18 protein-coding genes, 1 tRNA gene and 2 pseudogenes are annotated in these 23296 nt (G+C 68.2%); 8 read left to right on the top strand and 13 right to left on the bottom strand.

Annotated features, from left to right (window positions below; all coding sequences use genetic code 11):
* Positions 1-205: 205 nt before the first annotated feature.
* From U9978_RS03570 to U9978_RS03545, 6 genes are all read right to left on the bottom strand, one after another.
* Entirely contained in the window at positions 206-1273 is a 1068-nt protein-coding gene (locus U9978_RS03570) for a homoserine kinase (protein WP_322759568.1), read from the bottom strand.
* On the bottom strand, positions 1270-2433 hold the full coding sequence (gene thrC, locus U9978_RS03565) for a threonine synthase (protein WP_322759567.1): 1164 nt from the start codon (positions 2431-2433) through the stop codon (positions 1270-1272). The genes U9978_RS03570 and thrC overlap by 4 nt, the downstream gene beginning before the upstream one ends.
* Positions 2430-3713 carry a homoserine dehydrogenase gene (locus U9978_RS03560; protein WP_322759566.1) on the bottom strand — a complete coding sequence of 428 codons (1284 nt, stop codon included), beginning with the start codon at positions 3711-3713 and terminating at the stop codon, positions 2430-2432. Before U9978_RS03560 ends, thrC begins: the two co-directional genes overlap by 4 nt.
* A complete protein-coding gene (lysA, locus tag U9978_RS03555; RefSeq protein WP_416210835.1) occupies positions 3710-5098 on the bottom strand; it encodes a diaminopimelate decarboxylase in 1389 nt (462 codons plus the stop codon). The genes U9978_RS03560 and lysA overlap by 4 nt, the downstream gene beginning before the upstream one ends.
* A 44-nt stretch (positions 5099-5142) precedes the next feature.
* A complete protein-coding gene (locus tag U9978_RS03550; protein ID WP_322759564.1) occupies positions 5143-6219 on the bottom strand; it encodes a DALR anticodon-binding domain-containing protein in 1077 nt (358 codons plus the stop codon).
* A gap of 92 nt (positions 6220-6311) precedes the next feature.
* Entirely contained in the window at positions 6312-6701 is a 390-nt protein-coding gene (locus U9978_RS03545; protein WP_322759563.1) for a response regulator transcription factor, read from the bottom strand.
* 73 nt (positions 6702-6774) lie between these two features.
* On the opposite strand from U9978_RS03545, the gene U9978_RS03540 reads away from it, so the two are divergent.
* Positions 6775-6846 (top strand) — tRNA-Arg (locus U9978_RS03540).
* A 208-nt stretch (positions 6847-7054) separates the two neighbouring features.
* Here U9978_RS03540 and U9978_RS03535 read toward each other — a convergent pair.
* Positions 7055-7663, bottom strand: a complete 609-nt coding sequence (locus tag U9978_RS03535) for a Panacea domain-containing protein (protein WP_322759562.1) — start codon at positions 7661-7663, stop codon at positions 7055-7057.
* Between the two features lie 368 nt (positions 7664-8031).
* Here U9978_RS03535 and U9978_RS03530 point away from each other — a divergent pair, with 368 nt between their 5' ends.
* From U9978_RS03530 to U9978_RS23965, 4 genes and pseudogenes are all read left to right on the top strand, one after another.
* On the top strand, positions 8032-8619 hold the full coding sequence (locus tag U9978_RS03530; RefSeq protein ID WP_322759561.1) for a helix-turn-helix domain-containing protein: 588 nt from the start codon (positions 8032-8034) through the stop codon (positions 8617-8619).
* 851 nt (positions 8620-9470) lie between these two features.
* A pseudogene (locus tag U9978_RS03525) lies at positions 9471-9824 on the top strand (tetratricopeptide repeat protein); the annotation flags it as partial.
* Positions 9825-9837: 13 nt separating this feature from the next.
* On the top strand, positions 9838-10314 hold the full coding sequence (locus U9978_RS03520) for an NUDIX domain-containing protein (protein WP_322759559.1): 477 nt from the start codon (positions 9838-9840) through the stop codon (positions 10312-10314).
* A 267-nt stretch (positions 10315-10581) separates the two neighbouring features.
* Positions 10582-10686, top strand: a pseudogene (locus U9978_RS23965) (hypothetical protein); the annotation flags it as partial.
* A 250-nt stretch (positions 10687-10936) separates the two neighbouring features.
* Here the strand turns inward: U9978_RS23965 and fxlM are convergent.
* Entirely contained in the window at positions 10937-12163 is a 1227-nt protein-coding gene (gene fxlM, locus U9978_RS03510) for a methyltransferase, FxLD system (protein ID WP_322759557.1), read from the bottom strand.
* Positions 12164-12180: 17 nt separating this feature from the next.
* Positions 12181-12549 carry a GNAT family N-acetyltransferase gene (locus U9978_RS03505; protein ID WP_322759556.1) on the bottom strand — a complete coding sequence of 123 codons (369 nt, stop codon included), beginning with the start codon at positions 12547-12549 and terminating at the stop codon, positions 12181-12183.
* Here U9978_RS03505 and U9978_RS03500 point away from each other — a divergent pair.
* Together U9978_RS03500 and U9978_RS03495 are read left to right on the top strand one after the other, a co-directional pair.
* Entirely contained in the window at positions 12437-13192 is a 756-nt protein-coding gene (locus U9978_RS03500) for a hypothetical protein (RefSeq protein ID WP_322759605.1), read from the top strand. The two genes, U9978_RS03505 and U9978_RS03500, sit on opposite strands and share 113 nt — an antisense overlap.
* On the top strand, positions 13189-13713 hold the full coding sequence (locus U9978_RS03495) for an NUDIX hydrolase (RefSeq protein WP_322759555.1): 525 nt from the start codon (positions 13189-13191) through the stop codon (positions 13711-13713). The genes U9978_RS03500 and U9978_RS03495 overlap by 4 nt, the downstream gene beginning before the upstream one ends.
* A 239-nt stretch (positions 13714-13952) precedes the next feature.
* Here U9978_RS03495 and U9978_RS03490 read toward each other — a convergent pair whose 3' ends face one another.
* Positions 13953-14915: a CAP domain-containing protein gene (locus U9978_RS03490; RefSeq protein WP_322759554.1), complete on the bottom strand. Its 963-nt coding sequence runs from the start codon at positions 14913-14915 to the stop codon at positions 13953-13955.
* Positions 14916-15050: 135 nt separating this feature from the next.
* On the opposite strand from U9978_RS03490, the gene U9978_RS03485 reads away from it, so the two are divergent.
* Positions 15051-15914 (top strand): class I SAM-dependent methyltransferase, encoded by an 864-nt coding sequence (locus U9978_RS03485; RefSeq protein ID WP_322759553.1) that lies wholly within the window; start codon positions 15051-15053, stop codon positions 15912-15914.
* Between the two features lie 3 nt (positions 15915-15917).
* Here U9978_RS03485 and U9978_RS03480 read toward each other — a convergent pair whose 3' ends face one another.
* The 3 genes from U9978_RS03480 to U9978_RS03470 all read right to left on the bottom strand — a co-directional run bounded on the left by U9978_RS03480 (position 15918) and on the right by U9978_RS03470 (position 22897).
* The gene (locus tag U9978_RS03480) at positions 15918-18569 is read right to left on the bottom strand and encodes a LamG-like jellyroll fold domain-containing protein (protein WP_322759552.1); all 2652 of its coding nucleotides are present in this window, start codon (positions 18567-18569) and stop codon (positions 15918-15920) included.
* Positions 18570-18818: 249 nt separating this feature from the next.
* Entirely contained in the window at positions 18819-22187 is a 3369-nt protein-coding gene (locus U9978_RS03475; protein ID WP_322759604.1) for a UvrD-helicase domain-containing protein, read from the bottom strand.
* A gap of 155 nt (positions 22188-22342) precedes the next feature.
* Positions 22343-22897, bottom strand: a complete 555-nt coding sequence (locus tag U9978_RS03470; protein ID WP_322759551.1) for a DUF4143 domain-containing protein — start codon at positions 22895-22897, stop codon at positions 22343-22345.
* Positions 22898-23296 lie beyond the last annotated feature (399 nt).

Genomic DNA, 23296 nt, shown 5'->3' with positions numbered 1-23296 from the left:
CAGTCATCAGACTATCCAGACGGAGTCACCTGGGCAACAACCTTCGAGCGGCTTTGCTTCCCGGTCCTCCGTTTCCAGCCCGAGGCGCGACCATTTCGGCTGAATGTCAGCCTCAGGCGCAACCGTCCGGCCGGGCCCATGAGAGGTTCGGACGGGAAACCGGGTCACATGGGAGACCTGACGTGGACCGCAGCCTCTGCAGACGTCAACCTGCGGCGAGCTCGACCTGTGCCCCGTGCCTGTCCACAGGCAGGTCGAGCACTGTGAAACCGTCCCAGCCACATGCGCGGGCGGCATCAGCCTGCTCCGCACCGACTGCCAGGACCAGCACTGTTGGTCCGGAACCCGACAGAACGGCCGCCAGGCCCGCCGCTCGCAGACGGCTGAGAAGGTCACGGGTTTCAGGCATGGACGACAGGCGGTAGGGCTGGTGCAGCCGGTCGTCGGTGGCCGCCAGCAGTGCATCCACCCATGGCACCGGACCCAACCGGTTGTTACCGAGCCGAGTACCGGAAAAGTGGCTGTTATCGGGCTGAACTGTCTGCTCCTGCCTATCGCCGGGCTCGGTCCCCACCCTCTCCGGGTGCACCGTCTCCGTCGGGTGCACCGTCTGCCGGTGCAGTGCCCCTGACATCGCCATGGCCAACAGCGCCGCGCGTCCCGCGTTCGCCGCCGCATCGCCATGCGACACATTCAAAGGCAGCGCAGCCCGAGCCGCAGATGTCGCCTGGCGGCGAGCGGGAACAAACGCTACTGGCCGCAAATCATCCGGTGGATTGGTGCGGACCACCTGTGGGCAACCGGCGTCATCGTACCACGCCACGGTGAAGCCGCCGTAGAGTGCGGGCGCGACGTTGTCCGGATGGCCCTCGATCTGGCAGGCCAGAGCGAACACGTCCGTGGTACTCAGGCGACCTTCGCCCAGCGCGCTCGCGGCCAGGATGCCTGCCACGATGGCCGCGGCCGACGAACCAAGCCCACGGCCGTGCGGGATGCGGTTGACACAGGTCAACCTGAGCCCAAGCGGTGCGAGGCCGAGCGCGTCAAGCCCGGCCCGCAACGCACGCACGATCAGATGGGTCTCGTCCCGGCAACCGTCATCCTCACCGGTCACGTCAATCGACAGGCCCGAGTCGGTGGTGACCACCGTCAGATCGTCATACAGGCCGAGCGCGAGACCACAGGCGTCAAAACCCGGGCCGAGATTCGCGCTGGTCGCCGGCACCCGCACGCTGACCCCGGCCGCCCCCGGACCCCGGGCCGCGCGGCTCACGACCGCTGCAGATCAAGGGCCGCGGCCGCGGCGGCAGCCGTAGCCGGTATGGTCACCGGCTTGGCCGCCCCGCTGATCGCCCACTCGGGGTCCTTGAGGCCGTTGCCCGTCACCGTGCACACGACCTTCTCACCCGCCTGGATGAGGCCTGCGGCACGCGCCTGGAGAAGTCCCGCCACACTGGCCGCGCTGGACGGCTCGACGAACACTCCTTCTTTGCGCGCGAGCAGTCGGTAGGCCGAGAGGATCTGACGGTCGTTGACCGCGTCGATCGTGCCGCCGGATGCGTCCCGGGCAGCAAGCGCGAAAGCCCACGACGCGGGGTTGCCGATCCGGATCGCGGTGGCGATCGTCTGCGGCGCTGTGACCACGCTGCCACGCACAATGGGTGCGGCACCCGCCGCCTGGAAACCGTGCATGCGGGGCCGGCCGGAACCGTGGAGTGCGTCCTCCTCCACGTAGCCACGCCAGTAGGCGGTGATGTTCCCCGCGTTCCCGACCGGCAGGCAGTGCGCGTCGGGTGCAGCGCCCAGATCCTCGACGATCTCGAAGGCAGCGGTCTTCTGCCCTTCCAGACGGAACGGGTTGACCGAGTTGACCAGGGTGACCGGGCAGGTTTCGGCAAGCTCTCTGGCGACCCGCAGACAGTCGTCGAAGGAGCCGTCAAGCTGCAGCAGCCGCGCCCCGTGCACCAGCGCCTGAGCCAGCTTCCCCAACGCGATCTTTCCGCTGGGTACGAGCACGGCACAGGTCAACCCGGCCCGGGCCGCGTACGCGGCGGCGCTCGCGCTGGTGTTACCGGTGGACGCGCAGATCACCGCCTGTGAACCCGCCTCGACCGCGCGGCTGATCGCCATGGTCATCCCACGGTCCTTGAACGAACCGGTCGGGTTGGAGCCCTCAATCTTAAGATGAACATCACATTCGGTCACCGCCGAGAGGTGCACGGCGGGAAGCAGAGGCGTGCCACCTTCCCGGAGGGTCACGACCGGCGTGTTCGAGGAGACCGGCAGACGGTCCCGGTACTCCTCGATCACGCCGCGCCACACCCGCCGGGTGCGGCTATCCGGACCCGGTGCCCGTCCGCTCGTCGCGGCCGTGTCCGTCGTCCGCGCCTGCGATGTTGCTGCTGGCGATGTTGCTACTGGCGATGTCGTCACAGCTCACCTCCCTCTACCCGCATCACGCCCGCGACCGCCCGCACGACGTCCAGCTCCCGCAGTTCCTCGACTGTCGCGGACAGAGCCGCGTCGCTGGCGGTATGCGTGATCAGAACAAGACTGGCGTCGTCACCGTGGCCGTCCTGGCGGACACTCTGGATGGAAACGTCCTGACGGGCGAACGCGGCAGCGACCGAGGCGAGCACCCCGGTCTTGTCCGTCACGTCCAAGTTGATGTAATAGCGCGTCACGGTGGCGCCCATCGGCAGGACGGGCAGATCGGCATAGGCGGACTCGCCCGGACCGCGGCGTCCGGCCAGCCGGTTGCGTGCCACCGCCACCAGGTCACCCAACACCGCGGACGCGGTAGGAGAACCACCCGCCCCGCGACCGTAGAACATCAGCTGCCCGGCCGCCTCCGCCTCAATGAACACGGCGTTGAACGCCTCCCGGACCCCGGCCAGCGGATGGGAACGGGGAATCATCGCAGGATGCACCCGCACACTCACACCCGGTGCATCGGGTGACCGTTCGGCGATAGCCAGCGCCTTGACCGTGCATCCCATGGCGCGGGCCGTGGCGATGTCCGCGGCGGTGACGCTGCCGATGCCCTCCCGGTGGACATCGGCAAGGGTGACCCGGGTGTGGAACGCAAGCTGCGCGATGATCGCGGCCTTGGCGGCGGCGTCGAATCCGTCGATGTCCGCGCTCGGGTCGGCCTCGGCGTAGCCGAGCGTGGTCGCCTCGTCGAGGGCCTCGGCGAACCCGGCGCCGGTCTCATCCATCCGGGTGAGGATGAAGTTGGTCGTGCCGTTGACGATGCCGAGTACGCGTCGGACCCGATCACCGGCGAGACTCTCCCGCAGCGGGCGCAGCAGCGGGATCGCACCGGCGACCGCCGCCTCGTAGTAAAGATCCACACCGCGGTCGGCTGCCGCGCCGTACAGCGCGGCACCGTGGGTGGCAAGGAGCGCCTTGTTCGCGGTCACCACCGATTTCCCCGCGCCCAACGCCGCGTGCAGCCAGGTGCGGGCCGGCTCGATGCCGCCCACCACCTCCACGACGATGTCGACGTCGTCCCGGGTCGCGAGACCTTCCGCATCCGTGGTGAACAGCGCCGGATCGACCGGCAGGTCACGGACGACCGACAGGCGACGGATCGCGATGCCGGCGAGTTCCAGGGGTGCGCCCACCCGGGCGGCGAGGTCCTCGGAGTGGGTGTGCAGGAGCCGGACGACCTCGCCGCCGACCACCCCGCACCCCAGCAGCGCAATCCTCATCCCGCGTTCCTCACCATGGTGTCCTCGTCGCGTCCAGCGTCAGGGACGCCCGGCCCGGGGACGTCCGCCTCGGGAACGTCCGCCTCGTCGATGTCAAGACGCAGCAGGTCCGCTTCCGTCTCCCTGCGGACGATCACATGGGCCCGTCCGGCGCGGACCGCGACGACGGGTGGCCGCGGAACATGGTTGTAGTTGCTGGCCATGGACCGGTGGTATGCCCCGCTCGCCGGTACTGCGACAAGGTCTCCGGGCCGGACGTCGGCCGGCAGCGCCACGTCATGGGCAATCACGTCACCGGACTCGCAGTGCTTGCCGACCAGCGTGACCACGTGCGGCACGGCCGTGCTGTGCCGGGAAACCAGGCGCACAGCGTAACGCGCATCATACAGTGCGGTGCGAATGTTGTCGCTCATACCACCGTCAACGCTGACATAGGTGCGCAACCCGGGCAGTTCCTTGACCGTCCCGACCTCATACAGCGTGATCGCACTCGGACCGCTGATGGCCCGACCCGGTTCGACCGCCAGCCTCGGGACGGCGAGCCCGGCCGCGGCACACTCCTTGCCGACGATCGTGCGGAGCCGGTCGGCGACGTCCGCGACATCGAGTGGCGCGTCCTCGCCGGTGTAGGCGATCCCCAGGCCGCCGCCGAGATCGAGCTCGGGCAGTTCGACACCGTGGGCATCGCGCACAGCGGCCAGCAGCCCCACCATACGATGGGCGGCAAGCCCGAAACCGGCGGTGTCGAATATCTGCGAACCGATGTGCGCATGCGTCCCGACGAGCTCAAGATGGTCGGACACAGCCAGCACCCGTCGGATCGCCTCGGCCGCCGCGCCGCTGGCCAGCGAGAAGCCGAACTTCTGGTCCTCCTGCCCGGTGGCCACATAGTGGTGGGTGTGGGCCTCCACTCCTGGAGTGACCCGGACGAACACCCGCTGACGCACGCCGGCCTGCGCGGCCACCGCGGCCAGCCGGGAGATCTCGACGAACGAGTCGACGACGATCCGCCCGACGCCGTAGGCGACCGCCCGCCGCAGCTCGGCTGTGGACTTGTTGTTGCCGTGGAAGAGCAGCCGCTCGGGCGGAAAACCCACCGCCTCCGCAACGCCAAGCTCACCGCCCGTGCAGACGTCCAGCGAAAGCCCTTCGGCGGCGACCCATCGGGCTATCGCACGCGACAGCAGCGCCTTGCCGGCGTAGTAGACGTCGCCGTCTGCGAAGGCCGACCGCCATGCCCGGCAGCGTGCCCGAAAGTCGTCGGCGTCCAGGATGTAGGCGGGCGTGGCGAACTCGGCCGCGAGCGCGTCAACCCGCAGGCCGCCGACCCGCAGCACGCCGTCGGCGTCCACGGCGGCGGACGCCGGCCACAGCCCGTCCTCCAGCTGATGCTGGCCATGGGCGGGAGAAACCTCGTCACGCACAACAGTCACATCCTCGTCGGAGCTGACACGCCCAGCAGCCACAGGCCATTCGCGAGGACAATCCTGGTCGCGTCGGCGAGGAGTAGCCGTGCTCCGCTGCGCGCGCCCGCGTGCTCGTCCCCCTGTGGCAGTACCCGGCAGACGTCGTGGAAACGGTGCCAGGTGGCGGCGACTTCCTCGAGGTAACGCGCCACCCGGTACGGCGCCCTGCGTTCGGCCGCGGTCTGCACGATCCTGGGCAGTTCGCCGAGCGCCAGCAGCAGATCACCCTCGCGCGGATGGGTCAGCAACGACACCTCGGCGCCCTCGACATCCAAGGAGAGGCCCAGCTCCCCGGCGTTGCGCAGCAGGGCGCAGATCCGGGCATGGGCGTAGCGGACGTGGAAGACCGGGTTGTCGGTCGTCTGCCTGGCAAGGAGGTCCAGGTCGAGGGCGAGGGCGCGGTTGAGGGGAACACGAAGGAGCGAGTAGCGGGCGGCGTCCGCGCCGACGGCGTCCACCAGATCACCGATCGTGAGAAAAGCCCCGACCTGCATCGGGGTCGCCACCGGCTCACCGCCGCGGGTGAGCGACACCGACGCCCCGACCATCGCCTCGTCGCAACGGTCAGGCGGCTGCGGATGGCGAACCGCGGCGAGCAGCGTGGCCGATACGTCCGCCACCGCCGCCCGGCGCGCCGACGCAAGATTCGCCGTTGCAGGAGTCGCCGTTGCAAGGGCTGCCCGGCCATTCGCAGCCGATGCACGGCCATAGTCACCACCCGTCCGCACGATGGTGCGGGCGATCTCCCCGACAGCCCCGCCGGCCAATCGGATGTTGAGGAAGCCGGACCCGGCCACGTCCACACCGGCCACGGCCCGCTCCAGGCGCAGCCGACCCGCGACCGCCTCGGCGACCTCGCGCGGTGGGCGCCGCGCCGAGCCGGCAAGGCGCAGCGCGATCGGCGTGGCATAGTCACCATGATCGAAAAATCTGGACCGCTCGACGGTCACCGCCGCGGGAATCACCACGTCAAGCTCACCGTCCGCGATCAGCTGCCCGACGATACCCCGCAGGGTTTCCGCGAGGTCGTCGGGGGTCATGGCGCGATGCTATCGGTGTGGGGCGAGCGAACCGTCGCCACCGATCACCGCAGTGTCGACAACGGACGGCCGGTAGCACAACGGCTGACATCTCAGACGGTCTGACCATGACCGGCCAGGCGACGCACAACCCCGATCAACTCGTCCGGGTCGAACGGCTTGGTGAGGTAGTAGTCGACGCCGAGGCGGTCCCCACGCCTAAGATCGGCGGCCTGCGCGCGGGCCGACAACAGAATCACCCGGATATCCGCGGTCTCCGGGTCGTCACGCAGGCGGGCGACCACGTCCCAGCCGTCGAGGTGGGGCATCATGACGTCCAATGTGATCACATGCGGTGCGACGTCCCGCACCCGCTCGAGGCAGTCCAACCCGTCGATCGCGGTATGCACCTCGAAGCCCTCCAGCTCCAGGTTGACCACCACGAGCTGACGGATCACCGCGTCGTCGTCGACGACGAGGACGCGTGGGGGGTCGCAGTACACATCGGGAGCTTACGGCGAGCCGGCCGCATGACCACCGCCACGGCCCTGGTACGGTATGACTGCTTGCCCTGAAGCCCCCGTAGCTCAGGGGATAGAGCACCGCCCTCCGGAGGCGGGTGCGCAGGTTCGAATCCTGCCGGGGGCACGTTGCTTGACCAACGGGAAGAAGTTCCAGACCAGGACAAACCGGTTGGAACCCCTTCGCCAGAGGTTCGGTGGGCTTCGGCTGGCACCGGCCCGTCACGGCGGTCCACGCCAAATCGGCGCCCAAGCCCTCGCCCGATGATCAACACTCGCCGGCCAGAGGGACCGACAGGTGAGGAAGTCGGCCCCGTAGGTGACCGCGTACCTGGTCACCGGGCAAGGCGTCCCTGCCGGGAGTAGTCCTCGCCGATCTGCCGCAGCCTGTCCATCATCCGAGCCGACGGCTGTGGCTGACTCTGCGGCAGAAGAGCTGCCACGTAAGGGATGTCCTCGCCCTCGTTCACGAGCTGCCATCCGGGCTCGCGGTGGGACCGTTCGCTGGCATCCGTGTTGGTGTGGCCGCGAAGCAGGTTGATCGCATCCTGAACGGCCTTCAGTTCGGTAGCACTGAACAGCTCACGGCGGGCGGGCCGGGTCGGGCGAAGGCGGTGCTGCTCGTGGCCCAGGACCCGCTCCATAATCAGCACCGCGTCGCCGGTGTCGATCAGATGGTCTCGGATCGCCTTGAGGCGCCGCGGCGCCGGGCCTCGCTCAAGCTTGCGGTAGCGGACTCCCGTGATCGGACGGCCCGTCTCGCGGACGTGCGCGAACTCGGCGAAGTACAGGACCTTGTTGGCCTTGGTGGCACCCCCGTAGGGGTCGTCCGCCAGCTCTTCGGCGACCAGTAGTAGCAACTCGGTGAACTTGGCCTCGTTCGGCTGTACGTCGAGGTCGTCGCGTTGGAGGCTGTCCTTGACACTGCGCTCGTGCGCGTCCATGGCGCAGCCCTCCCTCTTCGTGATCTTGCCACCGTACGGGCCGGCGCAAGCATTGCGTAACGGCGTGCCCGTCGGAAGATCCGGGACAGCTCGAATTCTAGTCGAACTTCTGTTCGATTTCAAACCGTGGGCCTGGGTCCAGCGTGGACTCTTCGCGCTCACCATTACCACACTGGACGATCACCGCTTGCCCAATGATTGCGACAGGTAACCAACTGGATCGAATGGGCCTTGGCGCTCCCAGCCGCGGCAGCCCCACGTGGAGTGCCCTGCGCGGGACGTCGGTCCGCACCAAGGCCCTCGTGCCAACTTTCCCTACTTGTTTTTTTCGACGTTGCGTTTCTTTCGAATTGTGGAATGGTAGAGGCATGGCAGGCTCCATGGTCGAACCACTTCGAAGCCAGACGTTCCTTCCTCCGGACGACGTCGGCGAGGTCCGCCGTGTCGTCGCCGCGCTGGACCCAGCCGCGCGGGGACCGGTCTGCGGAAGTCTGGCCCTCAGCAGCCGTGACCACCGAGCCCACGACGTCGATGTCACAGGGACGGCAGACAAACACCCGGCCCGGCTCGTCGCACCGGACGGCCAGGCGGTGGACCTACCGCCCGCCATATTCGCCGTCCTCGGCGCGGTGGCCCGCGCCATGCTTGCCGGACGCGCCGTCACCATCAGCCCGACCTCCCGCCGTCTGACCACCCAGGAAGCCGCCGACCTACTCGGCGTAAGCCGACCCACGCTCGTCAAGATCCTCGACGAAGGCGAGATCCCCTACGAACGGCCCGGACGGCACCGTCGTATCCGCCTCGACGACGTCCTGCGCTACCAGCAGGAACGACAAGCCGGACGCCGAACCACACTGCGCGCACTGACCCGCACTGCACAGGAGCTCGGTCTCTACGACACGCCCGCCACCGACTACAATGACGTGCTGCAGCGAGCACGCCATGGCCGCGACTGACCACACGTGTACGTCGCCCTCCTCGACGCGGCCTGCCTCGTCCCCGCCGTCCTCGTAGCGGAGCGCGAGAGCAGCGACCTCGGTGGGGTGGGCCGCACCCCGGACCGGGCCGGCCTTTTCTCCAGCTGGCACAGGCGCGGCCCGGTCATAGGGGCCCGGCCGTCCTCGTCGTAGCCGGTTCGCGCGGCGACGTCGTTGACCTGTCGCGCGGCTTGATTCAGCGTCCAGCCATGGACGTGCCGCCACGCCGTACGAGGCCGAAACCGGTAACGCCTCGTGAACTCAGCGGCGATCTCACCGTGCCCCATCCCCAGAGCCCGCATACGGGAACGCAGATCGTCCTGTTCCTCCCGCAGGCTCATCCGTGCCGTCGCCATCTCCACCCATCAGTTCTTGGTCCGCAGCGCACCGCTATCGGCGCAGACTAGGACTCCTGGTGACGCTGTCTATGCGTGTTGCGTATGCCTGCTATGCGATCTCTGGCATGGCCACCTCCCCCGTGTAGGACCGACGCTCGAGGTGCTTCAGACCTGTGCCTGTCGTCCCGGACGGCTTCCTGACCGCCGCCCGGGTCCAGTAGCCGCAAGCGCCGGATTGGCCAACCGGTGTGACTTCTGGCAGTCCGTCCGCGACCCACGCGAGGTCGTGCTCCACCAGCACGGGTGCCCGCGCGGGCACCTGATTCGTGGCTCCAGGACCGCGGCGGACCGTGAGCGGCGCGCCAGCGGCCGGAGCACCTCCGGGGGGACATCCAGTTCGGCCCACATCAGGGTCCCGCCGGCTCGTCGCGGGTGCAGGTGTCCCCAGCGGACCTGGATGTCATGGCCAGCAAGCTCTCCGGCCCGCTGATGGGACCAGCCGCTGGAACTGTCGACTCTCACACCGCCCGGACCCTCACCGAGCTCGGCGACCATCCCGGCACCGAGCTGAGGCACCGGGCCGCGTTCACCTCTTGGGACCAGAAGGCGTTCCCGCGTGTCCACCTGCTCACCCACATGGATCTTGGCGACTGCCTGGCCGCCCAAGCACGCGCCGACGAGGCCATCGCGGCCTGGAGCAATGCACTGGACCTGGCCGAAGGCATGGCCTCGGCGCGCACCCGATCAGCGCTCACCTCCATCGGCCCCACGCTCGCCCTGTACCAGCGCCGCAAGGTCCCGGGCGCCGCCCGGCTCGCGCAGCGGATCCGGCACGCGCCCATCTGAATAGGATCGTGCCGTGAACGACACCGCCCTACCGCCGGCGCTGGACTCCCATACGCTGCTCGTTGCTGCCGTCATCGTCCACGATCAGACAACCGACCGGGTCCTGCTCCTTCAGCGCGCACCCCACGCCAAATTTGCCGCAGGGCACTGGGACCTGCCCGTCGGGAAAGCCGACAAAGGCGAACTCATCACCACCACCGCCACCCGGGAATTGAAAGAGGAAACCCACCTGATCGTCGAGGCCGCCGATCTCACCGTCGCGGGCATCATCCACAGTTCCTGGGGCGTCGAAGGCCCCAACGGGTTCCTCACCGTCGTCTTCGCCACCCACACCTGGACCGGCGAAGCAACCAACGCCGAACCCTACAAGCATTCCCAAATCGCCTGGACTCCCGCCGACCGCATCCCCGCCCAGTTCGTGTCCACGACCCGCGCAGCCCTGGTCAACTACCTTACGAAAGGACCCATGGTTTCCAGCGACGGCTTCTGAGCCAGGGGCGAAAAGTCCTAGCTCTCGTCGCCGCGAATGGCTCCTACCGCCGCGCAGGGCTTGAATTCCGAATTCCGCAAAAAAGCGCTGGAGCAGCGCGCGACCCCGTCGCCAAGGGCGGCCCGCTCGGCGGCAGATCTCTCCCGATCACATCCACACCTATTCCCAGCGCGTCAGCGGGCCCTTCGTCCTGCTCCACTCTCATCTGAGTGGCGATCAGGCAGGTCCCTGCGGCTGCTGCCCACCTGGGACCAGGCCGCCGATGCCGTGATCACACCCGCCCCTCGCGGTGAAGCCGCCGGACGACTCTGGGACGGCCTGGTCATGGTCGCCGGGACGGACGGCTTCTTCGGTGCCATCGCGGGCCGATAGCCGGACCGCGATGAACTTGTCCGATACGCGACGGCTGGCACGCACGGCATTTGTCACCAGCTCGGCGATCTCGACGGCCTGCGTGTCTACCGACCACGCGCGTAGGGACCTTACGGCTTCCGCGCGTATGTCGGAGACAGCCGCGACGGTGGGCGTCACCCAAGCCACGGCGGCGCGACCGATCGCGGACTGGCCGGGTGTCGCGCGGAAGCCCGTGTTCGATTGTCTTGAACGCCGCCCGACCAAGCGATCAAACCGCGGCGGGTACCTGTTCAGCCACCCGGACGAGAACCCGACTGTCGCGCTTGTCGACCGCAAGCAGCACGCCCGACACCTCCGGACGTCCGGCGTCAGCCGGGTATGCCTCGATCCACAACTGGACACCCTGCCCGCCATCACGGTCCCAGTCGCGGACCCGCTCGGCGAGCCGGGCCGCCAGATCGGCGCCCCGCGGGCCGTAGCCGCAGGCACCGACCTCGTAGCTCGGCATCGCGGCGTCGTCGGTCGGACTCGGCCGCGTCGTGAGATACGCCAGCGACTCGCCCTCGACGACACCCATGCTTCCCCACGGACCCTTCGCCGCCATCAGCCGGCCGTCCTCGACCGCGGCCCGCGAAACCAGGAGCCGGCAGAAGCCGTCCAGCGTGGCCAGCCAGAAATCGAGATGCTCTGTCCAGCCCCACGGGACCGCGACTCCGGTCCAGCACACAGCCACAGGATGATCCAACGCGCCTCGCAGCGCCGACGCATCCACCTGGCGATCGTCATCCAGCCGGACCACCAGGTCCGGGCCCGCGCCGACCCGGATATTCTGCTCGCGAACCGCGCCGACGCCACGCATCGGCATGAACCCGTCCTCCACGACCGACCGGCTACGCAGAACCGCTCCGGCGCGCTCGAAGACAACCGTCCGGGTCAGCCCGAGTATCCGCAGCGGCACCACCAAACGTCCGTCCTCGGCCAACTGTTCCCACCAAGCCTGCGGGATATCCCAGGCACCCGCGGTGACCACGATCCGGTCGAACGTCGGCCGTCCAGGCGCGCCGATCATGCCGTCTCCGTGCACCACCGTCACGGCCGCACCCAAGCTGCTCAGCGCGGCGCGCGCCGCGGACGCCACGGCCTCGTCGTACTCGATCGTCGTCACGGAACCAGCCGGGCCAACCAGCTGGGCGAGCAACGCCGCGTTGTACCCCGTCCCAGCACCGATCTCAAGCACCCGATGCCCCGGATGAACGTCGAGATCCTCCAGCATCCCGGCGACCGTGCCAGGCGCGGACGCGGAACTGACCGGAACCCCATCACCGTCGCGATGGGTCACCACCGGGTCCGGCCCATAAGCACGCTCCAGCGAGACTTCGGGCACGAACACATGCCTCGGCACCGCCCGCATCGCCGCGTCCACCCGGCCACTCAGCGCCGCGCCCGACGGCCGCACGCCGTCGACCATCGCGTTCCTGAGCTCATCCGCTGTCACGGTCCCCGCCTCCAGACTCACCACTTCAGTGTAGTTCGACCGTCGCTGACCGCTCCGGTCGCCTCGCCCGCGCACGCACCCGGTGCCGGCGTCGTGGCGGGTTCGCCGAGACCAGCTACGAGCGGTGGAATCGGTGTCCGGTAGAACACCTTGCCGTCATGTCTTTGCGCACCCAAAGCGTCGTAAAAGCTCTGAGCTTCGGTGTTCTCCTGATCCGTGGTCCACTCCAGGCGGCTACAACCTTGCTCTTCGGCGATGGTCCGCAGGTGCTCCATGAGCATCCGCCCGACCCCGCGCCGCCGGGCGGCAGCGGAGACATACAGCTCCTTGAGAAACCGCGGCGACCTCGCGGCCCAGCACTTCGTCCAGGCATTCGGCCTGGCCACCGCGGCCGGCGACCAGGCGCTGACCGCGCAAGCGCTCGTCAGCCAGAGTCAACTAGCCTTGGAAAATGACCATCCTCACGACGCCGTCCGGCTCGCATTGGCGGGCCTCGCGCTGGTGCCGGACGACCCACAGTACGGGGCACTGCGTAGCCGGCTGCATGCCATGACGGCCCGAGGGACCGCTCTGGCTGGTGCATCGGCCACGTGTCTGGCCGCGCTGCGGGACGCCGAACGAGAACTGGCTCACGCGGTGCCCACCGGCAACGAATGGCTCAGCCCGTTCGACGAAGCATCGCTCGCCGCCGAAGCCTCCATCTGCTTGCGCGACCTGCACGACTGGAGCGCGGCCGAACGCCAGGCGCTGCGGGTCCTGGAGCTGCGCACACCAGACCGGACCCGAAGCCGAGCGTTCACCAACCTCACCCTCGCGACTGTGCACCTCGGGCGCGGCGATCTCGACGCGACCTGCGAGGCCGGCACCCGGGTGCTCGACGCCGCCAGTCAGCTGGACTCCGACCGTGTCGTCGGCCAGCTACGGGCACTCGGCCGCCGACTCGAACCGCACCTCGGCCTACCAGTCGTCAACGAGTTCCTCGGTCGCGTCGCCACCACCCTGCCCGCCCGAACCGCCGAGGCGTCATGAGCACCGAACAGGAGTGGGAGGCCAGCTACCGCGACCGGGACGCCGGCGAGTTTGCCCACCCCGCCGATGGCAACGCCCGGCAAGCCCGCAAACGAGTCTCGGCCGACGCCGTCATCCGCGATGAAACCGGACGTCTCCTGCTGGTCGACCCGACCTACAAGCCTGACTGGGACCTACCCGGCGGCATGGCCGAAGCGAACGAACCACCCCGCGATGCCCTCCGCCGCGAGCTGAAAGAAGAACTAAACCTCGGCATACCCGTCGGCGAGCTGCTGTGCGTGGACTGGGTCTCCCCACACGGCCCCTGGGACGATCTGCTGGCCTTCGTCTTCGACGGCGGCACACTGCCAGCCGACCGAGCCCGTGCGCTGCATTCCGTCGACCCAGAGCTAGCCGCCGTCCGCTTCTGGCCACCGACCGAGGCCGCGCGGCTGCTGCGCCCCTACGTGTGGCGCCGAACCCAAGCCGCCCTCACCGCACTCGAACGCGGCACAGCCAGGTACCTCCAAGACGGCCGCTAGCACGCTCCCTCACCAGGGACCGGACCCCCAGGGAAGGATGAGCCGCTCCATGCCCCAGCTCGACGACGGCCACGACCGCTATGACGGCAAGGGTGGCTCCCATCCATGAAGCGGCGAGCCGTCTGACCTGAGCGGACGCACCGGAGAAAGATCGTCACCAAACATGTGTACGGTTTTCAAGGTCGACCACCTCGGATGTCCGGCCGGTCTCGGCGGATAAGAGCGCCCGGCAATAGGGGTCACCAGTCGGCGGGGGTGCCGAAGACCTGCGTCCAGTAGATGCCGTAGCTGCCACCACGGGCAAAGCCGACGCCGATCTGGGTGAACTCCCCGTTGAGGATGTTCTTGCGGTGGCCGGGGCTGTGCATCCAGCCGTCCATCACCTCAGCCGGGCTCTGCTGGCCCGCGGCGACGTTCTCACCCAACGCGCGGTAGCGGTAGCCGGCGGCGGTACCGCGGTCGGACATCGTCCGCCCATCCAGGCTGACGTGGTCCATGTAGCTGTTCGCCGCCATGTCCTCGCTGTGCCGTTGCGCGGCCAGGGTCAGGCGCGATTCGAGGGTCAACGGCCCGGCACCGACCCTGGCCCGTTCGGCGTTCACCAATGCGACCACCTCTGTGACCATGGCCGGGACCACCATGGCGGAGACAGCCTCGGCCGGTCTCGCCGGTCCCCGCGGACCCCCGGGGCGCTGGCCCGGCACCGAGACCGGCGCTGCGCCGTCGTCAGCCACGTCCACACCGAAGTCACGAGCGATCCCGGCGAGGCCGTCGGCATAGCCCTGCCCGAGCGCGCGGACCTTCCAGTCGCTGCCACGCCGGTAGATCTCGGCAAGCAGGAGCACGGTCTCGGTGCGTGGCGCAGGCGGGGTGAAGCGCACGAGCGGAGCCCCGTCGCGGCTACGGATGTCCATCACCGGCGGTGGCAGCTGGCCGAGCGCCAACGCGGTGTCGGCGGGGCTGACGACAACCACCACCCGGCTCGCCCCCGGCCGCAGCCGGCCCGGGTCGATGTCCACGGTGTCACCGTTCAGCCTCGCACCGGGCGCGGACGGCTGGTTGTAGAAGACGAAGTCCTGGTCGGTTGTGACCTTCCCGTCGGCACCCGTGATGAGGACCGAAAGATCGAAGGGACCGGGCACCCGTACCGACAGGACACCACCGGGCAACGACCGGTTGGCACCGGCGACCAGCTCGATCATCATGACTCCGGGGCGTGTCGTCGGGCGTCGTTGTGTGCCACCTGTGCGTGGCGTCACCAGATCTCGGGTGCACGTGTCGGGACCGGGACGTAAAGTTACATTCTGGCCACGCCATCGGATGTTATTGTGCCCGGCATGGCCGAGACGGTGTCCCTCCCACAGGGATCTTCCTCCTCCCCCGATACTCCCACCGCACTCGACGGGACACCGTCCAAAGCCTCGCGCCCGGTGCGGGTACCGCCCGCACCGCAGCTGCCAGCTGCCCCACCTGCGCCGGTGGCCGGCACCTCGATCGGCCGATCGATCAGACTGTTCCAGGCCTGCCGCCGCGAGCAGGTCGACCCCGCGGGCTTCTACTCGCTGCTCGCCGCGGACTCGGTGCACCAGCTCAGCCAGTTCACGTCGCTGGCCGGGTCGGTGGTACTGGACGTCGGCGGCGGCCCCGGCTATTTCCGCGCCGCCTTCCAGCGGGCGGGTGCCCGGTACTTCTGGGTCGAACCGGATATTTCAGAGATGAGCGCGGGGGGCATCGTCAAGCCGGGACGGGTACTGGGCAGCGCGCTGGACATGCCGTTCGCCACCGCATCGGTGGACATCTGCTATTCCTCGAACGTCCTTGAACACGTCCCCGACCCATGGCGGATGTGTGCGGAAATGGTGCGGGTGACCCGTCCCGGCGGTGTGGTCTTCCTGAGCTTCACCAACTGGCTGTCGCCGTGGGGTGGACACGAGACCTCGCCCTGGCACTACCTGGGTGGCCACCGGGCGGCGCTGCGGTACGAGCGCCGCACCGGTGTCGCACCCAAGAACCTCTACGGCACCAGTCTGTTCCCGGTATCGGTCGCGGACGCCCTGGCGTGGGCGAACGGCCGGTCCGACATCCAGGTCGTCGAGGCCATGCCGAGATACCTGCCGAGCTGGGCAAAGCCGATCCTTCGGATTCCCGGCGTACGGGAGGTTCTCACCTGGAACCTGGCGATGGTCTTCCGCAAGCGTTGATAATCAGCGCTGGACTGCTTGAGACGGCCCTCCGCTGCCGGCGCTGTACAGCTGTCCGACCTCGGCCACGGATAGGGCACGGTCGAAGATGTGGACCTCATCAATGGTTCCCGGCCAGAAGTCGACCGGTCCGCCGTTGTACATCGCCCTGCCGATGACCGTGTGACCGGCGGCTTTCTCCCCCAGACACACCGATGTGACCCCCGCCTTCGCCCCGTCGACGTAGAGCGTCATCGTTCCGTTCGCCGCGTCCCGCACACCCGTGAGGTGATACCACTGGCCGACCGCAGGCGTGGGGCCAAGTGCCCGGACGCCGGCGTCACCGAAGGCGAACCGGTTGTCAACCGCGGAATACTGAAGATAGAACGCGCTGTGCGGGTCACCGTCCTGGCTGACCGCCGTGGCGAACGAACCGAGCCGGTCGATCTTCACCCACGCTGACACGCTGTAGTTGCCCGTCGTATCGACGATCGAGGTACCGGTGTCGACGAACTGGTTCGAACCGTTGAACACCGGCGCCGGCCCGGCATGCCCACCCGTCCACGCCGGGCCGCCCACCAGGGTCGCCTCATGGCCACCCACCGCGTCCCTGGTAACCGTGCCGTTGCCCTCGTCGAACCGGTAGAAGCTCACACCGTCGAGCCCGGCCGTGCCCGGCGGATAGCTGATCGGCTCGTCCTCCACCGAAACCGACGCGTCGATCAGTGCGCGGTTGGCTTTCCGTACCGATGCCGCATCCGCTTTGAGAACCGCGCGATCATAGGTGTAAAGCCCGTTGATTTCGTTCTCCACATCACTGATCTGTGTATACACAGAGCCGGACAGACCACACCGTTTCTCCGTCGCCAGGAGTCTGTCGGACAACTCCACGTAACGTCGGGTGAAGGTGGCCGCATCGGGTTCGAGCTCGTTGGCAAAGGCCTTCGCCGGGTCGTAGAGATGGCCGTCGACCGTCAACCCGAGCCCACCGAACTCGCCGTCCACGCTCGCCCTTTTTCCCTGCTGGACCGGCCCGCCCGGGCCGACGTAGGTGTGGTTGTCATATACGTCGCCCTCGCCGTCATCGGGGATGGACGCGCAGCAGTTCACCCCGCTGTCCACATTGACCAGCCGGCTCGGATCCCAGGACTTGACCAGATCGGCGACGCGTTTCGGTTCGTACTCGCCCCAGCCCTCGTTGAACGGCACCCACATGACGATCGAGGGATACCCGCGGTGGGCGTCGACCAGCGCACGCAGTTCGGACTCGAACTGATATCGAGCTCCATCGGCCGGGGTTTGGCCGCCGAACATCGCGGGCATGTCCTGCCAGACGAGCAGACCAAGTCTGTCGGCCCAGTAGTACCAACGGTCGGGTTCGACCTTGGCATGCTTGCGGACCATGTTGAAGCCGAGCTGCTTGTGCGCCTCGAGGTCGGACCGAAGCGCCTCGTCGGTGGGAGCGGTATAAAGGCCATCCGGCCAGAACCCCTGGTCGAGAGTGCCGACCTGCATCACGAACCTACCGTTGAGCAGCATCCGGGTCTTGCCGTCGCGGCCGTCACCCAGAGATATCGAACGCATGCCGAAGTACGAGCCGACCTCGTCAATGGCCTTGCTTCCAACGACATCACCGCCGGCGACACCGTTACCGACGGAATCGTGACCTGCGCCGTCACCTCCACCGCTGTCATCTCCGGCGCTATGTGTTCCGGAACCGTCACCGCCGACGCTGTTACCCGGGTCGCTCAGGCGTACCTTGAGGGTGTAAAGGTATGGATCGTCGGGGGTCCACAGGTGCGGGTTGGGGACGGGCAGCCGCAGTTCGGTGCCCGGCGCGCCGGTGACCCGGCCGATCTCCTGCTCGCCGGCGTAGGCGATCGCCTCGGCGATGTAGCCCGTGGCGCCGGCGGCCACAACGGTCAACCGCAGGGCATTCTCGGGCAGATCCGGGGTGGCGTCGAGCCGGTCGACGTGCGCGGGGGCCACCGGCTCCATCCACACCGTCTGCCAGATGCCGGACGACGACGTGTAGAAGATGCCGCCGGGATCAGGGCGCTGCTTGCCGACGGCCTGGCTGGCCGCGTCGGTCTGGTCATGCACACCGACCACCAGCTCCTGCGGACCGGAGCCGGTCAGCGCGTCCGTGACGTCGATACTGAAAGCGTCGAAGCCACCCTTGTGGGTCGCGGTCAGCCGACCGTTCACATACACGGTCGCCTCGTAGTCCACGGCCTGAAAATGGAGCAGCAGACGCGCTCCCCGACCAACCTGCCAGCCATCTGGAACGGTGAAGGTACGGCGGTACCACATCCGACCGACGGGACGTTTGATTCCCGACAGGGCGGACTCCACCGGATACGGCACCAGGATCCGCTCGGCCAGATCCCGACCCACCGGCGGTGCTTCGCCCGCCGCATCGGGGCCGGCACCGGCGGCGAACTGCCACACTCCGTTGAGGTTCTGCCAGCGGGCACGGGTGAGCGCTGGTCGCGGATACTCGGGCAACGGATTGTCCGCCGACACTTTATTCGTCCACGCAGTGGTCAGCGGTGGTGTCTTGGGTGCCCAACCTGCGACCGGGCCGGGCTGGGCCGTTGCCGGCTCGGCGCTGGCCGGTGGGCTCGTTGCCTGGGCTGTCACCAACACGACGAACGCCACCACAGCGGCGACCATTCCGACCCGTCCGCGAGCATCACGTTCACGGCAATCCTGTTCGCGGACCCGCACAGTGCCCCGATCCGCCCGTCATGGGCATACGTCAATGCGGGCGGTGGTGTCACCACACCGCCCACTGCCATCAGTAGTCTTATTCGGCCGGTTATCAGGCTTTTCCCTGATAAGGACTATCGGCAAATCGGACTAATAGTACTGACGGCTACCGCGAAGATCGGCGAATGTGACGGAATCGCGGATGGTCACGGCTCAGACGAGCCGTAGCTGGTGGCCCTGATTCACCCGTTGCGGACGGGTACCCACCGGACCTGAGCGACGCTGGAGCAGGGGTTCACCGAGGACGTCCAGAAAGGGTGACGGCCGTGTCTGCGCGGCCGCCCCGCCCCGGCGACGGTGGGCCGAATGCGTGAGCACGAGCTGGCCCCGCGCCCGGGTCATGCCGACGAACAGCAGTCGGCGCTCCTCACCGTCCCCGCCGTCGTCCCCGGCACCGGGATCTTTTTCATCGGTGACTGTTGGCGATGAGGAACCTGCCCAGCGCAACGGCAGCAGGCCATCCTCACATCCGATTATGATCACAAGGCCGAATTCCAGGCCCTTGGACGCGTGCAACGTCAGCAGCGATATCCGGTCCGCGCGCGGATCAAGAGTGTCAACCTCCGCGCCGAGCGCGATCTCCGACCGGAACCGCTCCAGATCGTCCCCGCACTCGGTGGCCAGAGCCGTCAGGATGTCGAGCGCGTAGCGGATCTCAATCTCATCGTCGATCATCGACTGAGCTGCGGTCCGCAACCGTGCGAGGACGGATCGGCGCTCCGAGGAGTCACCGGTGTGCTCATCGACGAGCGCGAGCAGACGCCCGACACCCGGGGCGGCGGCAAGCCGGTTGTGGGACCGTTGCTGGAAGGGAAAGCCGTACCGGTCCAGCGCATCCATCACGGGCCGGGCCTGGCGGGCCGTGCGGTAGAGCACCGCGATGTCAGCGAAGGACAATCTGGCCTCGCCGGTTGCGTCCACACCGAGGTCGAGCGCGTGGAAGGACGTGCCTCCCAGCGCCTGTTCGATGGTGCTCACCACGACCGCGGCCTCCTCGGCCTCGCTCGCGGCCCGGTGCAGCAGCGGTCGGGGGCTCTGCGGGTGCTGCCCGACCGCTGTGAGCGTTCGGCCGGGGACGAGGGTCGCCGATTCGATCAGGCAGACGGCGGCGTCCACGATGGCCGCCGTGGAGCGGTAGTTGCGGGTGAGCGAAACCACCTGAGCGTCGGGGAAGTCGTCCCGAAAACGCAGGAAGAAGCCCACGTCGGCGCCGCGGAAGGAGTAAATGGCCTGGTCCGGGTCGCCGATCGCACACAGGTTCGCGGCGGCCCCGTCAGTCGGTTCGCCAACCCGCTCGTCAGCCATGCTCGCACCCGCCCGGCCTGTCAACATCGTCAGTAGGACGTACTGCAGCTCGTCGACATCCTGGTACTCGTCGACCCAGACGTGGCGCCACCGCGCCCGGTAGGTCTCGGCCAGGTCCGGATGTTCCCGCATGGCGATCACCGGAAGCCCGAGGAGGTCGTCGAGGTCGACCAGACCCCGTGCGCGCAGTGCCTCGTCGTACCGCTGGGCCGGACCGGCCAGCTCGTGACCGGCCGTCGCACCGCCGAGCGCGTGCGTGCGGCGGAAGCCGGCCAGCTCGCGCCGGACCCGTTCCAGGTTGCGCGCACCCGTGACCGTCCCGGCCAACGCGTCCCGCAGGATGTCGGCACGGATCGCCTCATCCGCGATCCGGACGTCCGCGCCGAGGCCGAACAGATCGTGACAGTCCCGAACGATCCGCAGGCCCAGACCGTGGAAGGTCGTGGCGAGGATACGGGGCGCCGCCGCACCAACGAGAGCGTCGAGTCGCTCCCGCAGCTCGGTCGCGGCCCGCCGGGTGAAGGTCACGGCCAGGCATTGTTCGGCCGGCACCCCCTGCTCCCGGACCCGGTGCGCGACCGAGTGGACCAAGGTCCGGGTCTTGCCGGTGCCGGGTCCGGCAATGATCAATAGCGGCCCCTGGGTGACCGCCGCCGCCGCACGCTGTTCGGCGTCGAGTCCGGCCAGAATAGACGGGCTGACAGGGCTGACAGGGTCGGTCATCGCTGCGCCCGTGTCGAGCGGGCCACAAACCGCCGCCGCCGCGGGTGCAACCGTGTCTGCCGCTGCTGCGACCGAGAATGCCAGCGCGCTGCGCCCACGGCGGGCGCCTCCCCGCCCGGTCCGGGTGCCGGCGGCCGACCCCCCGGCCGACCCCCCGACGGCTTGGCCCGGCGCGGACCTGCCCGCCCCGGTGGCGCCCGCTGCGGGAGCCAGGTCGAACAGCGTCCCCGCATCCGAGGTCAGTTCCTTCGGGTCGAACAGGCGGATGACCCCGTATTCGCCGTCATAGCCGGCGTCACGGATCACCTCCTCCCGCCGCAACCGTCGGATCGCCTCGACCAGAGCGGACGAACCGACCTCGCCGATCGCGTCGAGCGGGACCTCGCCGAGGATCGCGAGCTCCGGGCCGAGCCGAGCGGTGAGCGTTGTGACCTGCGCGGCCACCGCCTTGCTCTTCGGCCCGACCCCGAGGATCTCGCCGACGACCGCGGGCAAGGCGACCAGTGAACGCACCTCGCCCGCGGTCGACGGGCGGTGTCCCTCCTCGCGGTCGGCGAGCGCGTCCACGCGGTGCAGCACGCCGACCGTCAGTGGGCGCCCGCACTCGGGGCAGCGACCGTCGGCCTCCCGGGTCTGGCTCGGCTCGTATCGGACCCCGCATTTGCGGTGACCGTCAAGGTGGTACTTGCCCTCTTCGGGAAAGAACTCGATGGTGCCGGCGAAGCCGTCCCCATTGCGCAGCGCCGCACGCATCGCAAAGTAATCGACGTCGCAGGTGAACGCGGTCGCCTCCCGGCCGAGCATGGGCGGGGAATGCGCATCGGAATTGCTGACCAGACGGAACCGGTCGAGTCCGGACAACCGCCAGAACATCGGCGGATCCGCTGACAGGCCGGTTTCCAACGCAAAGATGTTGTCCGCGAGGTCGAGATAGCAGTCCTCGATCGCGTCGAAACCGGATTTCGATCCGAGGACGGCGAACCAGGGAGTCCACACGTGGGCCGGCACGAGGTAGCAGCCCTCCCCGGCGCCGAGGGTGATCTCCAGCAGATCACGGGAGTCCAACCCCAGGATGGGACGCCCGTCCGCAGCGAGGTTACCGATCTTCCCAAGACTCGTGGTGATCCGGCCGGCGGCGTCGGTGTCCGGAGCGTAGAGGAGATGGTGAACCTTGCGGGTCTTCTCCCCCCGCTTGTAGATCGTGGAGATCTCCGTGGACAACATGAATCGGGTTGCCGTCCGGCACGACGCAGGCAACGTCCGCAGGACGTCAGCCTCAAGGTCGGGACGCAGCCGGAACAGACCCGGCTCGGCCGGCACGAGCTTGGTGGCGATCTCCTGCGACCAGGCCGGGTGGGTGAAGTCACCGGTGCCGACCACTGCGATGCCCTTGCGCGCCGCCCACCAGGCCAGATGCTCCAGGTCGCAGTCCCGGCTGCAGGCTCTGGAGTACTTGGAGTGGATGTGCAGGTCCGCAAGAAAGCGTGAGTTCACAGACACGTATGTTGTCGTACCCCTGCGCCCGCACCCGCGGGTACCCCCACCCCACGTCGCCGACGATGGGGTCCCAGGCTCCCTGTGCTCACGGCCTCCGGGCGCGCGAGAACAACCGCGATCGCGCGCCCTTCGGCCGGGCAGGCTCCCTGCGGTCAGCCCCAGATCGCGCAGATGGGCACCGCCAGGATCTTCGAGTCAAGGGGGTAGACCGCGGGACCCGTGTGCAGGACCGCGCCGGCCACGAACCGGTCGCCGAGTTCGTCGCGCAACCAGCACAGGTGCGCGGCGTCGTGACGGCTGGGAGCCGAGTTGGCTTTGATCTCGATCGCGAGAACCTTGCCGGCGTCCAACTCCACGAGGAGGTCCACTTCCTGGCGTCCGCCCTGGGTTCGCAGGTGATAGAAGCGGTGGCGCCGCGCGGAAAGAGCAGCCTCCGGACGTAGTTGCGCGAGGACGAAAATATCGATCATGCGACCGAGAAGGTCTCCGTCGGACAGGACCGCCCGCGTCGAAAGACCGATCGAACTTCCGACGAGGCCAGTCTCGACAATGTATATTTTGGGCGTTTTAACAAGCCGGGAAATCCTGTTGGTACTCCACGCCGGAACCCGCTCTAGAATAAAGAGGCTCGTCAACAGGTTGTCGTAGGATGCCGCCGTTCTGGCGTTGACCCCGGCTGCTTCGTAAAGGCTCTTTCCAGAAGGCATTCCGGCCGTGTTGAGCGCATTCGCAACGCCGCGTCGGGATCCGCACGAAAAGCCACGGCATGTGCCGGCCGATCCAGGCTGACCATGTCCCGGCATATCTGGCGAGCGGTCGTCGTCTTTCCTGCTGCCCGCGGTCCGTTCACGAGCACGGCCGGAAAGTCCTGCACGAGTTCGCGCAACCTGCGGTCAGCGAGACGCGGATGGTAAGCCCGTTGATCAACCATACCGACCTCCGCACGCTGCTGGCGATCCGCCGGTGACACTGACCTCAAGATCGCCTGATGCAATCCTCAACCACCCGCTGGTACCAACTCTACGCACGTTCTAGTACCAATCCCAACCACAGCCGACGTGTGATGCGGGACGTGGGGCGCGCCGGGGGCGGGTGTGCCGAGGCCC

This window comes from Protofrankia sp. Cr2, from assembly GCF_963555885.1.
Taxonomy (GTDB): Bacteria; Actinomycetota; Actinomycetes; order Frankiales; family Frankiaceae; genus Protofrankia.
This window is presented reverse-complemented; position numbering and strand designations above follow the sequence as displayed.